Here is a 15,218-nt window from a genome sequence, read left to right on the forward strand (position 1 = left end):
TAATTCATTTTACCTCAAATTTACTCCTTTTGTCAATATTTCAACAATTTAAACCGCTAAAGCAACAAATTAGACATTACCCTTTTTTACAGAAAGATTCAGCAGAATCCGCGTCACAAACCTGCCATCCTCTATGGCAAAATCCACCTCTCCGTTATAACGCAACGCCGACTTAATAATACTCGTGGTACCAAGCCCTTCCCCTTTTGCCGATTTGGGAATCCCCTTTTGAAATATAACATCATCGGTACAGGTATTGGTACACTGAATAATAATCTTCTTTCCCCTTTTCGTAATATATATATCTATCTCCTGTTCCATTTTGCCGGAATTATTACATCCGTGAATGGCATTATCAAATACATTTGCCAGTATCGCAACCCAGTCAATATCACGTATGACCGTGTCTTTAGGCACTTCTGCATCAATATTTACAACAATTCCCTTTGCTCTTGCCTGCCTTGCATAGACAGACAGGATACCGTTCACAGCCGGATGCCCACAGATTAGCTTTGCTCTCCTGTTTTCCACATCCTCCCCGTATTCCTCCAGATAAGCCAGCAGGTTATCCATATTTCCCTTTTCCACATAATCCCTGATCAGTAGAATGTGATGCCGCGCATCATGACGGATTCGTGCCGCCTCCTTCTCTGACTCGCCTACAATGTCAATCTGGCTTCGCAGAAGCTGTTCATTCAATTCCAGCAATTCCTTCTCTGTCTGATAATGATGCTCCCTGCCCAGATGAATGTACAGGTGGAGAATCGTGTACTGCAGGACTCCCGCTATAAACAGCACAAAGAACGCACGTACCATATTAAAAATGGAAAATCCCTGGAGATTCGGCCAATATGCCATGATTGCTCCTAGAAATATAGAAATAAACAGAGCAAAGGTACTGAACAAATCCATCTCATCAACCAGAAAATCCACACTTTCCAAAAATAGTTTCCTAAGCTTCTTCCATGTAAAAACCAGCATGACTAAATCGCACAGGAAACGTACCAGAATATCCACCCACAGATTCCCGCCAAACCACCAGCGGGATACGTCTACTCCCAGGAATGTACCCACCGAAAACAGATAGAAGGATGCTGCTATTTTATACAGAGACAGATAGATGACCTCACAGCTCATGAGACTGCAGAAAACCCCGACGATAGGAAGAATGGAAAACGCCGCCATTTTGACAAAACTTGGATGATCCAAAAGATACCAAAGATTGTAGCCCACCAGCATCAGCACCCCAAAAGTAATATAGCAGTAAATCGTCTTTTTCATGGAGAATCTTGGACGATCCAACATCAGAAAAAAAGACAGCATCAACGTAATACTCATTCCATTCCGCAAAAATGCAATCCAAAAAGAACCGCCTAACATCTTTTTGTCCCTCCTCGCTCCAAAAATGTCATTTCATGACACTTCTTTTTCATTATATCACGAAGAGGATTATTATTTTTAAGGTGGGATAACTCGTCATTTATCTGGGATAAAAAAAGAGACCGTCGGGAAACCACTCCCTCAAGTCCCTCTAACGCTTTATTAACTGTCAAAATAATAGGAAAAATAGACCTTTTTAAATTCCGCGGATACGTTTCTCGGAATATAGATTCTGCATTCATTATCCATGAGAATTTCTTCCTTCTCCACGGAAATGACATGGTTCAGGTTTAAAATATAAGACCGGCCGCATCTGCTAAACTGTACGAAATGTTCCAACATCTCCCACATCTCTTTGGCCGTTATTCTCACCCGACATTCTTCTGTATCCAGATACAACATCTGATAATTCTTCTGAGACTCACAGTAGACGATATCATCCGGCTTCATCTGCCGAATACCGCCTCCTGCAACCTTCATCACAATCTGCTCCTCCCCTGCCTTCTTCATCTGCTGGAACACAATTTCCATAGCATGGAAGAACCTCTCCTCATCCAAAGGTTTCACAAGATATTGGAGTGCATCCACCCCGTAGGCTTCCAGGGCATACTCCTTTGACGTAGTCAGAAAGACAATAAGCGTACCGCACTCCTGCCTGCGCAATTCCTCCGCCGCCTCTACACCGGTCTTTCCCGACATAAATATATCCAAAAGCAAAAGATCCGGCAAATATTCCCTCTCTGTAATCCTCTCCAAAAGTTCTTCTGCACTCTTGAATCGGTCAATCTTGTATTCATCCGTTTCATTTGACTTCAGATATGCTGTCAAAAAATCTTCAATTATGTCCAGCTCCCTCTCATCATCATCACAAAGGGCAATGGAATACATTAAGGCGACACTTCCCTTCTAAAAGACCTCTCTATTCCTCAGAGGTATATTCCTCTATAATCGGCGGAATCTGAGACAGCAGGTTATCAATATCCTCAAACATGGCGCTCTTAGTCGTACCGTGTCTTGCCGCTTGATTAATATGCTTTATAACTTCCTGATACTGCCCTCTTACCTGCTCGAAGAACCCGCACAAAATCTGAAGTGCGTTCTTTGATTGATCGATTACGCCAGAAATCTCCGTATGAACATTGACCGCGCCCTCCGCAGACTGGGTAATCTCATCGAACATGTCATAGGTTTTCTGCACCTTCTGGATGCTCTCCCCAAGAGCCCCCTGGGATGTGGTGATACTGCCGTTCAATCGTTCTGTACCCTGCTCCACATCTTGGATGCCCAAGTCTACCTCCTTTGTCAGACCCTTAATCTCGTCTGCCAGCTTCTTGACCTCTACAGCCACCACGGCAAACCCTCTGCCCTGCTCGCCTGCCCGCGCCGCCTCAATAGAAGCATTAATGGCAAGAATGTTGGTCTGGTCAGCAATAGAAACAATCTTATTTGTACACTGCTTAATCTTCTCTACAGCCGTCTTAAGCTCCTCAAACGTCTGCTCCATCTCACTGAAATAGTCCGCAACCTGCATAGAACTGCTCTTAAGCTCTGTCACCTCGTCCTGCGCTTGCTGTACTGACTGGGCCACCGTATCTTTCACCTGCGCAAATCCACCGGATGCCTGCTCAATGCTCATGAAATTATGCTCGAAATCTGAAAGCCTCTCCTGGAAGCTCTCTGTCTCCCTTAAAACTGTATCAAAAGAGCCCCTAATCTCATTCAATTCCCACAGAGAATCCACTTCCTTCTGGACCATTTCCTTCTCATACTCTTTTAACGTATTCATTACATGGACCACAGGATATAAGTTATCCTCGTTCTCCGATCTCATGTCTGCCTCACGCTTATTCCTTCTCCAAAACAGCATTGCCCTCTCCCCCCTTTACTCAAACACCACGCAAGTCATAGACTGGTTCACAAACCGGTTGTTATAATGTTCTCCATATCCTACAAGACCGGCATGGTTCCCCAGCTTCTCCATATCCTTAAGATATTCCTGCATATAGTGATTCTGTGTAAAGAGCAGATACCGAAACAGACAGTTCACGGAAAATACTGCGGAGACCTTTGAAAAATCCTGCCGAATCGTCTGAATCGTATTCCTCACAGTCTCCCGATAGTCCCCAAGCTCCAGCAGCACCAGAACGTCCGAATCATTTACCTGTCGGAAACAGACCAGTGAATCGCCCTTTACTTCTTTGATGGAAATAATACATGTATCATCCCCGTTCAATTTACCGAAAGGATTCTGGAATGTACGAGTCGTGATCTCCTGCTCTGTTACATGGAGGATCTCCTGATATACCTGCTTAGCAGGTCTGCCGTTCAGCGCCCCAAGCACATAATTGGCCTTATCTGTCCGAGATGCAATAAACCGGTGGTTCTCCATCTGATGGTAAATATTCTCTTTATATGCTTTTACTCTGCCGCCCTGATTCTTTACTATTGCGTAAGCTACGGCATCTTCATATATCCTGCCGTTTGCCGATACCTTACCTCCATCGCCGGTTCCGCCTACCAGCGAAATATTCTTGCGCTTTAACACAGAATAAATCGTAGTCAGCACACAGGCATCGTTTCCGGCGCAGAAATCAATACACACCGTATCATTCTGAGCCGCCTTAACACTGTTCACGTCCTTTACAAGCCGGTCTATATACCTAACAGGCATCACGGACACCTGCTCTAACACATTCGCCGCCGCAATAACTCCTTCCGTAAATGCTACGACGCCGACACCCTTCTCCACTACTGCTGAATCATAACACATTCCGATACATCCAATACTTGGAACGTTCGGATAGAGCTCCTCTAACTCTTTTACATGTCTTTCAAACTGTTCACTGTTGGAAAACAGCATAAGGAGCTGCGGTCTGCTGATACCGCGAACCGCTTCCTGCAGATTTCCACTCTGGCTTTTTCCAAAAATCTGTTTCATTATGTAGTTCCTCTCTTTGCTTGTCGAATAGTGAATATATTATATGTGATAAATGTACATTACGTCAATTAAATTTTCCTTTTTATGTTAATAATACTTCACATTTACCGTCTTCCCCAGACTCTTGGCACACTCTTTTAACTGCTCCACAAGGTTCATACGCACGCTCAAATCAAAGGGCAGGTTCGAGTTCTTATGGGCTACGTTCATTGCTTTCCCCACAAACAGATTCAGTTCCGTACACTCCTCTATGATCAGCTTCGCCAGCTTCGCAGCTCCGTTATCCGCATCCAGTTCATCGAAAAACGCCTCGTCAAATTCATCCTGTTCATACCGCTTCAGAAGCCCCAGGGACTTTCCGATGGTGAGGACGCCCTCTGTCACCAGATCCAGTCCTTCAATCGATGCAGTCGGCGGAACCGTAGGGTCCGCATAATTAACTGACGTCACAATCTCTCTCTTTAATACTCTGGATGTGATATTGGCGCTTGTACCGCCGCAGACCACCTTCCTTCCCTCCTGCTTCATGAAGTCGCGGACTACCCTCTCGTCGTCCTCCTTATGAGTCGGAGGTCCGGTAAATATATTGACAATCCGCCGCTCAATCACCCTTGCCACAGCAACCGTGGTGTCATCCCCTGGCTTATTGCCGTACAGATCGTCGCAAAGCTGGCTCAGCATTGCAGCAAGACGGGATGCTGAAAGAGTCTGCTTCGTGCATTTTAACGTGTAATCCGCCATATCCTCCCAGGTCCACCCAAGGTTCATCAGCTCTCCTTCGCCTGCCCAGATTACCCCGTCGCTCATCAACACGAAGCAGTCCTTAAGACTCACATTGAAACGGTACTCTCGGATGGCTTTGCCCTCGATTACCCTCTCCTGATATGGGTAATTCACAATCTTCCCATCTCTTACGAAGATACACAGCGGATTGTCGAATTCCACAAGATACGCCTCCCCGTTGTGAAAAATCTGCAGAATACTGAAGGTCGCATACGCTACCTCCCGAACCTTACAGACAGGAAGGGTCTTGGCAATCGTCTCCACACAGGAGTCAATGGCAGCCCCCTCAAGGAACATAGTTCCCAGAATCTTAGAGGTAAGGGTCGCCAGAATATTCGCCTTGACTCCGCTTCCCATACCGTCTGCCAGTATCACAATCTGGGAGTCCTTTGTCTTCAATATCTCAACCTTATCCCCGCACAGTTCTTCCCCATGCTTGTTCAGGCTTTTCCAGGATACATCTACACTTACACTCATACTATTCATCCTCTTCAAACAGAATCGAATCCCGAAGCTTTGACAGAGTCACCTTCGTCTCAGCCGTAGTTTCCCCCAATAATCCAGCAATCTCCTGGGCAACCATCATCTGCTTATCAATAACCTTCTGAGCCATCTCCACCGTCTCAATCTTCAGGTTATAGTGCTGCTCCTTGGCCTTTTCTTCCTTCGTGATATCCTGGTAGGTTACAAGCACAGATTCCAGGCTGTCGATATAGATAATTGTCTCCACTACCTTAAGCTTCACAGTCTCCAAATTTATCTTCTTATGGATCATCTGCTTCTTTGTCCTTAACACTTCCGCAATATCCTTATCATCAATGAACTCAAAAATATATCTCTCCAGGGCTTCTTCCCTGGATACGCCAAGCATCTCCATGGCTTTCTTGTTACACTCACGAATCCGCATATCTTTGCCAATGATCATAATCATGCTCGGTGTCACATCCATGACAATATTCGACATAGATTCTGCTTGAGCAAGGGCATAAGGAAGGCACATGCCAATCTCCGCCTTCTTCTGGAACACAGCCACAGCCTTCGCACGACAGGTGGCATACCCGCAGGCTCCGCAGTTTAACTCATCCTCTCTGGTGTATTTTCCCATGGCATGGAGAACTGCCTGCATCTCCTTATCATCCGGCTGCCTGTCAACCACCTGGCGGTCTGTGAATTCCTTATAAAGCAATACGGCGCTTCCATCGATTCCCTGGGCTTTTTCCCTATGCTTCACCTGCCTCTCGATATCCATCTTGGCGCGGATTAATGACTGCTGCCATTTATCCGAAGCAGGCCCCTTGATGCATCCGCCCTCACATACATTTACCTCGAAAAAGCACTTGCTAATCTCGCCCATCTTCAATTCTTCAAACAATTCCATACAGTTCTTAAGACCGTCAATATGTACCTTATAGTAGGAATCCTTTGACGTATCTGCCAGCACAGACTGAATCACACCGCCGCTTAAAGGATAGAGCTGGTTCACCTCTGGGCTTGGATTGCCCACAGGCTGGTCGTCACACTGGTGGATGTCGATTCCTTCTGCCCTCCACCATTTGGTAATCTCCTCAAACGTCAGGATTGCGTCAATGGCGCCTCTTACACGCTCGTCTCCAATCGCCTCCTCCTTCTTGGCAATACAGGGACCTAAAAAGACAACTTTAACCTCCTCCCCATAAATACTCTTAATCAGACGTCCATGAGCCACCATGGGAGATACCACCGGCGCCATCATAGTAACCAGAGAAGGATAGTATTTTTCAATCAGGTCATTGACGCTGGGACAGCATGTGGTAATGATATTCTCCATCTTTCCCTCCTCAAGAAGCCTTGCATACTCCCTGGTCACAAGGGCCGCCCCCTCTGCCGTCTCACGCACTTCATAAAATCCCAGACGCTTTAAGGCGTCCACCACCTGCCCCGGCCGGTCGTACTCAAGGACTCCCAGATAGGAGGGCGCAATGGAGATGACGGTCTTCATCCCCTGCCTTAAGTATCCCTTCACCCGTTCCATGTCGCTTGCAAACGTCTTCGCATTCTGAGGACAGACCTCCAAACAGTGTCCGCAGTTAATACAGTGGTCTTTCATGATGTGCGCCTGCTCATTTACTACAGAGATTGCCTTTACTTCGCAATGGCGCACGCATTTATAGCAATGCCTGCAGCTTGCATCCCTAAAATCGATTACCCGCATCTTTTCGCCTCCTGTATGATTTCTTTCTTAAATTATATCAAAACAAAGATACCCTCTCAAGTTATTTTGACAGTTTTTTCACGTTCTTGTGAGTCAAAAAACTTGCCCTTGGCTGCCTGTACCATGCCATGACAAAAATAAGAAATAGCACCCCGCTTGAACAAAGTTAGGTGCTATCTCTAAATAATCTGTAATGCCGGAAACGGAAGGGTTCATTCTACCGTATCGGCCGTCTTACTAAGAATATTTATATATTTACAGACCTTTTCACATAACTGGTATGCAGAGTCTCATGTGCCTTGTGGCTTCCCGGTGCGCCCAGATAATCTTCATAGAGCTTCTTAATCTCCGGATTCTCATGTGACTTACGAATCGTCTTCGCCGCATCATTGCGATACAATACGCCCGCCCGAATTCCACGTACATCCGTAAAGTTACGGACATCGCCGGATACCTGGGGCTGTCCTCCGCCATTCACACATCCGCCCGGACATCCCATGATCTCGATAAACTGATAATCCGCTTCGCCTGCCTTCACCTTATTAAGCAGCTCTCTTGCATTGCCAAGACCTGATGCAACGGCAACCTTCACATCCATACCTGCCACATTGTAGGATGCCTCCTTGATGCCCTGGGTTCCACGTACATCCGTAAACTCCAGATTTGCAAGCTCCTCGCCTGTCAGCGTCTCAACCGCCGTACGCAGCGCCGCCTCCATAACGCCGCCGGTTGCCCCGAAGATTACGCCTGCTCCGGTGGACTCGCCCATTGGATTGTCAAACTCCTCATCAGGAAGCATTGTAAATTCAATGCCACAGCGCTTAATCAGCCTTGCAAGCTCTCTTGTGGTGATCGCAATATCCACGTCCGGAACACCCGCCGCACTCTGGTCGTCTCTGCCAATCTCAAACTTCTTTGCCGTACAAGGCATAACGCTTACGGAGACAATCTTCTTCGGGTCAATCCCCTCCTTCTCGGCAAAATATGTTTTCAGCATTGCGCCGAACATCTGCTGAGGTGACTTACAGGTTGACAGATTCTCTGTCATATCTGGGAAATAGTGCTCACAGTATTTAATCCATCCTGGTGAACAGGAGGTAATCATCGGCAGTACGCCGCCGTTCTTAATCCTGTCAAGCAGTTCGTTGGCCTCCTCCATAATAGTAAGGTCTGCCGCCCAGTCTGTGTCGAATACCTTATCAAAGCCGATTCGCCGCAAGGCTGCCGCCATCTTGCCCTCCACATCCGTTCCCATGGGATAACCGAATTCCTCTCCAAGTCCTGCGCGGACAGATGGAGCGGTCTGTACCACCACATATTTCTCCGGGTCTGCAATGGCTTCAAGGATTTGCTTCGTATAATCCTTCTCGTACAGCGCGCCTGTCGGACAGGCTGCAATACACTGACCGCAGGATACACAGCTTGTCTCTCCTAGTCCCATCTCAAATGCCGAACCAATCATAGTGGCAAATCCACGGTTATTCGGTCCAATGACACCGATTCCCTGGGTCTTTTCACAGACTGCCACACAGCGGCGGCATAAGATACATTTATTATTATCACGAATCATATGAGCGGCGGAATCATCCAGCTCATAATGGTTCATTTCACCCTCATAGAAATCCTCGTCCTCCACGCCGTACTCATGGCATAATTGTTGCAGCTCGCAGTTCCCACTCCTTACACATGACAGACATTTCTTATCATGGTTGGACAGAAGAAGCTGCAAAGTCTTCTTTCTTGACTCGATCAGCTTTGGCGTATTGGTATATACCTCCATTCCTTCGTTGACCGGATGTACACATGCAGCTACCAGGTTCCTGGCTCCCTTTACCTCAACAACGCACATCCGGCATGCGCCGATCTCATTGATTTCCTTCAAATAACAAAGCGTAGGTATCTTGATTCCCGCAAGGTGCGCTGCTTCAAGGATCGTAGAGCCTACAGGAGCGGATACATCAAGACCATTGATTTTAAGATTAATATTTTCCATATTCTCCATCCTCCATTACTCTTTATAGATAGCGCCGAAACGACATTTTTCCATACATGCGCCGCATTTTACGCACTTATCCTGGTTAATCACATGCGGTTCTCTTACGGAGCCTGTGATTGCGTCATTCGGACAGGTCCTTGCACAAAGAGTACATCCCTTACACTTGTCCGCATCAATCTTGTAAGAAAGAAGGGCTTTACATACGCCTGCCGGACATTTCTTGTCAACAATATGTGCTATGTATTCATCCTTAAAGTAACGCAGAGTGGAAAGTACAGGATTGGGGGCTGTCTGTCCAAGTGCGCAAAGAGAATTGGACTTTAAGTGAGCCGCTAAATCCTCCAGCTTGTCTAAGTCCTCCATGGTTCCCTGTCCATTGGTAATCTTCTCTAAAATCTCCAGCATTCGTCTGGTTCCGATACGGCATGGCGTACATTTTCCGCAGGATTCATCTACCGTGAACTCCAGGAAAAACTTTGCAATATCCACCATACAGGTATCCTCATCCATAACAATCAATCCGCCGGAGCCCATCATAGAACCAATAGCAATCAGGTTGTCATAATCAATCGGCACGTCAAAATGCTCTGCCGGAATACATCCGCCGGATGGTCCTCCGGTCTGGGCTGCTTTAAACTTCTTGCCGTTTGGAATACCGCCGCCAATTTCTTCTACAATCTCACGTAAGGTGGTTCCCATAGGAATCTCCACCAGTCCTGTATTCTTTACTTTACCGCCGAGAGCAAATACCTTCGTTCCTTTGGACTTCTCTGTTCCCATATCTGCAAACCAGCTTGCGCCGTTTAAGATAATCTGCGGGATATTCGCCAGGGTTTCTACGTTATTCAGAATCGTTGGCTTCTGAAACAGACCCTTAAGCGCCGGAAATGGCGGACGCGGACGCGGCTCGCCTCTGTTGCCCTCGATGGATGTCATAAGCGCCGTCTCCTCGCCGCAGACGAAGGCGCCTGCACCCAGACGAAGCTCAATATCGAAATCAAATCCTGTATCGAAAATATTCTTTCCAAGCAAACCGTACTCTCTTGCCTGACTAATTGCAATATTCAGACGCTCTACTGCAATCGGATACTCGGCGCGGACATAGATATATCCCTGAGATGCGCCGATAGCATAACCTGCAATGGCCATTGCCTCCAGTACTACATGGGGATCACCCTCCAGTACGGAACGGTCCATGAACGCTCCCGGATCACCTTCGTCTGCATTACAGCATACATACTTCTGGTCTGCCTGATTCGCTGCGGCAAACTTCCACTTTAATCCAGTGGGGAAGCCTGCGCCTCCGCGCCCCCGAAGCCCGCTGTCTAAAATAGTCTGGATAACCTCCTCCGGCTTCTTCGTGGTCAGCACTGTACCCAATGCTTCATAGCCGCGGGTTCCAATGTATTCCTCAATATTCTCAGGGTTAATAGCTCCACAGTTGCGTAGTGCAACTCTGTGCTGCTTTTTATAAAACTGCGTATCCTGAAGAGGCAGAATCTCATTATTCCCTTTCACGGTCTCATCATACAGAAGCCTCTCTACTACATTTCCTTTTACCAAATGCTCCGATACGATCTCCGGTATGTCCTCTTCCTTTACCATTGCATAGAAAGCGCCTTCCGGATATACAATCATAATCGGACCTAATGCACACAGTCCAAAACATCCGGTCTTGACTACCGCAACTTCTTCCTCCAGCCCGTTTCTCTTAATCTCTTCTTCTAATTTTTCTCTGATCTTCTGGCTGCCGGAGGAGGTACATCCTGTTCCGCCGCATACCAAAACGTGCAGGCGGTACTTAGATCCTGTCTGTACCTCATGTCCGGAACGAAGGTTGATTTCCCCCTGATTTTTTTCTCTAATCGCTTTTAATTCTTCCAGAGATTTCATTCTATCCTTATTCCTCCCTTATGGTCGTCAATATGTTCCTCATACTATGATATTCCCTGTCTTTTTTACTCATATTTAGCCAGAATATCGTCGATATCGTCCACAGTAAGCCGTCCGTATACCTCGTCGTTAATCATCATAACCGGAGCCAGACCGCAGGCTCCGACACATCGGCAGGCGTCCAGAGAAAACTTACCGTCCGGAGTACATTCTCCGCCCACAATCCCCAATTTTTCCATTAGTTTGTTATAAATATCTCCGGAGCCTTTGACATAGCAGGCTGTTCCAAGACAGACAGATATACGGTAACGCCCCTTCGGATTCAAATTGAACTGTGAATAGAACGTTGCAACTCCGTAAATCTTCTCCAACGGAATCTCCGTCTCATCGGAAATAATCTTCTGCACCTCATAAGGCAGATATCCGTAGATATCCTGCGCTTTCTGCATAATCGGCATTAAAGCGCCCTTCTCATCCTTCAGCCCATGGATTACGTCCAGCAGTTCTTTCTCCTGTTCTTTCGTTCCATTAAACTGAACTGTAGATTTGTTAGAAAGCATTCGTATTTTACCTCCCTTGATAAAAGTTTTTGTAACATTTAAAATCACATCCGCTAAATTTCATTCTACCACATAAATTTTCAAAAATCTACAAATTTTCCCTCTAAATTGCGTTAATTTTCTGACATCTTTGTTTGATATTTCACTATCAATATTCTTTAACTATTTGCTCTGCCTTCTCTCTGATTTCCCGCACCTTCTTATGGTTCTGCCCGCCAGAACAGAAACCTATCACCAGATTTTCCCGCCGGATGATTCCTGGAAAATAGAAGTCGCACAATTCCTTTCTGTGGGCAGTATTAACCGGAATATTGACTGCCTTGCAGTCCGCCACAATGCGGGTGTTGCATACAGGGTCATCTGTGGCCGCAAGCACAAAATCTGCGCCTTTCAAAAGCTTTACGTCATAGACGTCCAAAATCCACTGAATCTGTTTCTCTTTGCTTAACTTCTTAATCCGATCCGTTACCTGAGGCGCTATAACCGTAATGTTTTCTGTAAATCCCAGAAGTGTATCAACTCTCCTTGTGGCAATCTTTCCTCCGCCAAACACCACCATTTTTTTCTCCGATATATCCACAAATAATGGAAAATAGGGTTTTTTCATATTCTGTCCCGCCTTTCGTCTCCCACCAGCCTGCGCTAAAGCTTATTTGACATCTCTTTAAGCCGTCTCCTACGCTCTTGATAATCCGGTAATACCTGCTCCACAATTCTCCAGAAATTCCTGGAATGGTTCATTTCTGTCCGGTGGGCAAGCTCATGCACAACCACATAATCTAACAGCTCATTTGGCATCAATGTAAGCTTCCAGTTAAAATTCAGATTCCCTCTGCCGCTGCAGCTCCCCCACCTTGTCTTCTGCTCACGGATGGTAATCCTGCCGTAAGTAACGCCCATCAGACAGGCATAATATTTTACGCGCTCTGGCAAAATTTTCTTTGCTTTCTCCATGCCCTCCCTTCGCATCTCCTCTGTAATTCTAAGCTTTTGCTCATGGACCTCTTTGAGCGCCTTCTGATTCTTGATAATCCAATCTCTCCGTTCTTCTAAGAATTTTTCCACCTGTGCACGCGATACAAAGCAAGGGGTGCGCACTACCACACGTCCTCCCTCCTTTATTTGGACTGCTATCGTCCTGCGGCGGGTACGTATCCATTCATATGTAATCTCGTCCATTTTAATATTTTTCTCCTTAATACTGCTGCTTTCATTCTTCTTTTTATCATATCACATAAAAAGAATTCTATATAGAAAATTTTTATTTGCTGTACTCACATTTCTGACTGTAACTAAGCAGAAATAAATAAAAAAACCATAGTAAGCTATTTATTTTCATTATTCTGATGGTAAATATCCTACATGAAATGAGATGAATCCTTTGAAACAACTTTTTAGTATATTTTTTGGATCATTTTAAATAGCTTGCTATATATTATAAAAAGGGCTGCAGGAAAATGATTCCGTTACCTCATTCTCCTACAGCCCCTCTTTCCCATGGGTTCCAAGATTTCTACTGATCAATTAATCCCATCTTCATATTCTTCTGAGTCAATATTTCCCATAAATGCATTTATGAACTCATCCGTAAGATGCAGCTTCCACACGCCGTCCTCTTTATACGCCGTGACTGTAATATCCTCTGTCCATGTATGTTCCGTCTCGTCAATAAATCGAATCAAATCATCGTCACACTCATTTACAGCCTTTGATATATTCTTGATGACAAAAGCAGCCCCAAGTCCCGTATCATTTACAGTATCCTCCACAATCCACAGAATATAACGCTCCACGGCCTCCGCCATATCCTTATTAGTAAGCTTAATCCTTACACTTGCCTTCTTACCGCCATCTTCTTCCCGTACCCCGTCAATCTCCCAGGTCAAATTCTCCACAACCTTCTTGGCAAACCTGCGTTTTTCTTTGTATCGTCTGCTCTCGAAAACATGGGGATTTAAAAGGTCCTGAAAGACCTTATACTCCTTCTCCACAGCAAATCCAAACAGCTTTAAGCAGGCTCCTTCATAGTTGTCCGTATATGCATTGAAGGTCTCTAAGTCCAATTCCTTTACTGAGCTCATCACCTGCTCTGCCGCCTCTTTTGGAGTATCTGCGCCCTCCTTTCTGACCTTTCCTGCGCAGGAAGTAAAAAGAACTGCGCTTGTCAGGATTAGTGCGATTCCCTTTTTGGCAAATATCCTCATATGTCACTCCTCCTTTTTTTGTGTTCTGCCCACATCTTATTCCTTCAACGCAGACATAGCAACCCACAGAACACAAATCGACGGTATTGCGACAAGAAAATACTCCTATGAAAATAATTCTTTTGTCTTTCGCATCCTCTCTACAACGGATACATGGAAGGGACACCTCTCCTCACAGCCTTTGCATCCGATACAGTCTGACGCATTTGCCCCAAGCTGTCCGTAATGCGCGCGTACAGTTCCTGGAATCTCCTCCTGCATGACGGCAAGATCATATAGTTTATTCACCATAGCAATATCAATCTTAGAGGGACACGGCGCACAATGACCGCAATAGGTACACTGGCCTAAGGAAAATGCATGGTTGGGAGCTTTGGCAAGAACACTAGCGTAATCCTTCTCCTGCTCTGAGGCTGTCTCATATGCCACGGCTTCAGTCACATGCCAAGGATTATCGAAGCCCACCATCACAGCGGCAACAGCCGGACGAGTCAAGGCATAATGCAGGCACTGAACAGGCGTAAGCGCAACCCCAAACGGCGACGTCTGAGCATGGAACAGGCGTCCTCCCCCATATCCCTTCATAACCGTAATCCCTACTCGATTCTGCTCGCAGAGCTTATACAATTCCTCCCGTTCCGGAGCAATCCCGCTAAGCTTCTCGTCATATGTTTCCGCAAAATATTCCTCAAGGTCTGTTACAGGCGGCATCATGTCAAAAGCCGGATTGATGCTAAAGAGAAGCATTTCAATTTCACCATGCTTCGCAGCCATCATGGCAGTCTCCGGATTGTGAGTGCTCATGCCGATATGGCGAATCTTCCCCTCCCTTTTCAACTGCCTTACATATTCCATAAATTCTCCGTTTATCACCCTGTCAAATTCTTCTTTTGTATCAACAAAATGAATCATTCCCAGGTCTATGTAATCGGTCTTAAGCCGCGTCAGCAGATCCTCAAATGCAGGCTTCACCTTCCTAAGTTCTCTTGTCCGGACATACTGACCATTTTCCCAGATTGAGCCGATATGTCCCTGTATCAGCCATTTTTCACGCCGTCCCATAAGGGCCAGACCAATATTAGAGCGGACGTTTGGCTCAGACATCCAGCAGTCTAAAATGTTGATTCCCTCTTTTTCACAGGCGTCAATAACTGCCTTAACTTCCTCTGTATTATGGCGCTCCAGCCATTCCCCGCCAAGCCCGATTTCACTGACCTTTAATCCCGTCTTTCCCAATTCTCTGAATCTCATAGATTATCCTCACTTTCTTTAC

The 15,218-nt window shown here is 46.0% G+C and carries 13 protein-coding genes; all 13 read right to left on the bottom strand.

What is annotated here, in order from left to right:
* Window positions 1–69 precede the first annotated feature (69 nt).
* The gene (locus GN277_RS21605) at window positions 70–1,380 is read right to left on the bottom strand and encodes a sensor histidine kinase (protein ID WP_159753557.1); all 1,311 of its coding nucleotides are present in this window, start codon (window positions 1,378–1,380) and stop codon (window positions 70–72) included.
* 162 nt (window positions 1,381–1,542) lie between these two features.
* A complete protein-coding gene (locus GN277_RS21610) occupies window positions 1,543–2,268 on the bottom strand; it encodes a LytR/AlgR family response regulator transcription factor (protein ID WP_159753559.1) in 726 nt (241 codons plus the stop codon).
* A 31-nt stretch (window positions 2,269–2,299) separates the two neighbouring features.
* Window positions 2,300–3,247 (bottom strand): methyl-accepting chemotaxis protein, encoded by a 948-nt coding sequence (locus GN277_RS21615; RefSeq protein ID WP_159753561.1) that lies wholly within the window; start codon window positions 3,245–3,247, stop codon window positions 2,300–2,302.
* A 15-nt stretch (window positions 3,248–3,262) separates the two neighbouring features.
* Window positions 3,263–4,318 carry an FIST signal transduction protein gene (locus GN277_RS21620; RefSeq protein WP_159753563.1) on the bottom strand — a complete coding sequence of 352 codons (1,056 nt, stop codon included), beginning with the start codon at window positions 4,316–4,318 and terminating at the stop codon, window positions 3,263–3,265.
* Window positions 4,319–4,405: 87 nt separating this feature from the next.
* Window positions 4,406–5,578, bottom strand: a complete 1,173-nt coding sequence (locus tag GN277_RS21625) for a SpoIIE family protein phosphatase (RefSeq protein ID WP_159753565.1) — start codon at window positions 5,576–5,578, stop codon at window positions 4,406–4,408.
* Between the two features lies 1 nt (window position 5,579).
* Window positions 5,580–7,292 carry a [Fe-Fe] hydrogenase large subunit C-terminal domain-containing protein gene (locus GN277_RS21630; RefSeq protein ID WP_159753568.1) on the bottom strand — a complete coding sequence of 571 codons (1,713 nt, stop codon included), beginning with the start codon at window positions 7,290–7,292 and terminating at the stop codon, window positions 5,580–5,582.
* 247 nt (window positions 7,293–7,539) lie between these two features.
* Window positions 7,540–9,285: an NADH-dependent [FeFe] hydrogenase, group A6 gene (locus GN277_RS21635; RefSeq protein ID WP_159753571.1), complete on the bottom strand. Its 1,746-nt coding sequence runs from the start codon at window positions 9,283–9,285 to the stop codon at window positions 7,540–7,542.
* A gap of 15 nt (window positions 9,286–9,300) precedes the next feature.
* Window positions 9,301–11,181, bottom strand: a complete 1,881-nt coding sequence (gene nuoF / locus GN277_RS21640; protein WP_159753574.1) for an NADH-quinone oxidoreductase subunit NuoF — start codon at window positions 11,179–11,181, stop codon at window positions 9,301–9,303.
* A 65-nt stretch (window positions 11,182–11,246) separates the two neighbouring features.
* Window positions 11,247–11,741: an NADH-quinone oxidoreductase subunit NuoE family protein gene (locus GN277_RS21645; protein WP_159753577.1), complete on the bottom strand. Its 495-nt coding sequence runs from the start codon at window positions 11,739–11,741 to the stop codon at window positions 11,247–11,249.
* 148 nt (window positions 11,742–11,889) lie between these two features.
* Window positions 11,890–12,348: a precorrin-2 dehydrogenase/sirohydrochlorin ferrochelatase family protein gene (locus GN277_RS21650; protein ID WP_159753579.1), complete on the bottom strand. Its 459-nt coding sequence runs from the start codon at window positions 12,346–12,348 to the stop codon at window positions 11,890–11,892.
* A gap of 35 nt (window positions 12,349–12,383) precedes the next feature.
* The gene (locus GN277_RS21655; RefSeq protein ID WP_159753581.1) at window positions 12,384–12,920 is read right to left on the bottom strand and encodes a M48 family metallopeptidase; all 537 of its coding nucleotides are present in this window, start codon (window positions 12,918–12,920) and stop codon (window positions 12,384–12,386) included.
* Between the two features lie 341 nt (window positions 12,921–13,261).
* The gene (locus tag GN277_RS21660) at window positions 13,262–13,945 is read right to left on the bottom strand and encodes a hypothetical protein (protein ID WP_159753583.1); all 684 of its coding nucleotides are present in this window, start codon (window positions 13,943–13,945) and stop codon (window positions 13,262–13,264) included.
* A gap of 105 nt (window positions 13,946–14,050) precedes the next feature.
* Window positions 14,051–15,196, bottom strand: a complete 1,146-nt coding sequence (locus tag GN277_RS21665; RefSeq protein WP_159753585.1) for an aldo/keto reductase — start codon at window positions 15,194–15,196, stop codon at window positions 14,051–14,053.
* Between the last annotated feature and the right edge of the window lie 22 nt (window positions 15,197–15,218).

Source organism: Sporofaciens musculi (assembly GCF_009830285.1).
In the GTDB taxonomy this organism is placed as follows: Bacteria; Bacillota; Clostridia; order Lachnospirales; family Lachnospiraceae; genus Sporofaciens; species Sporofaciens musculi.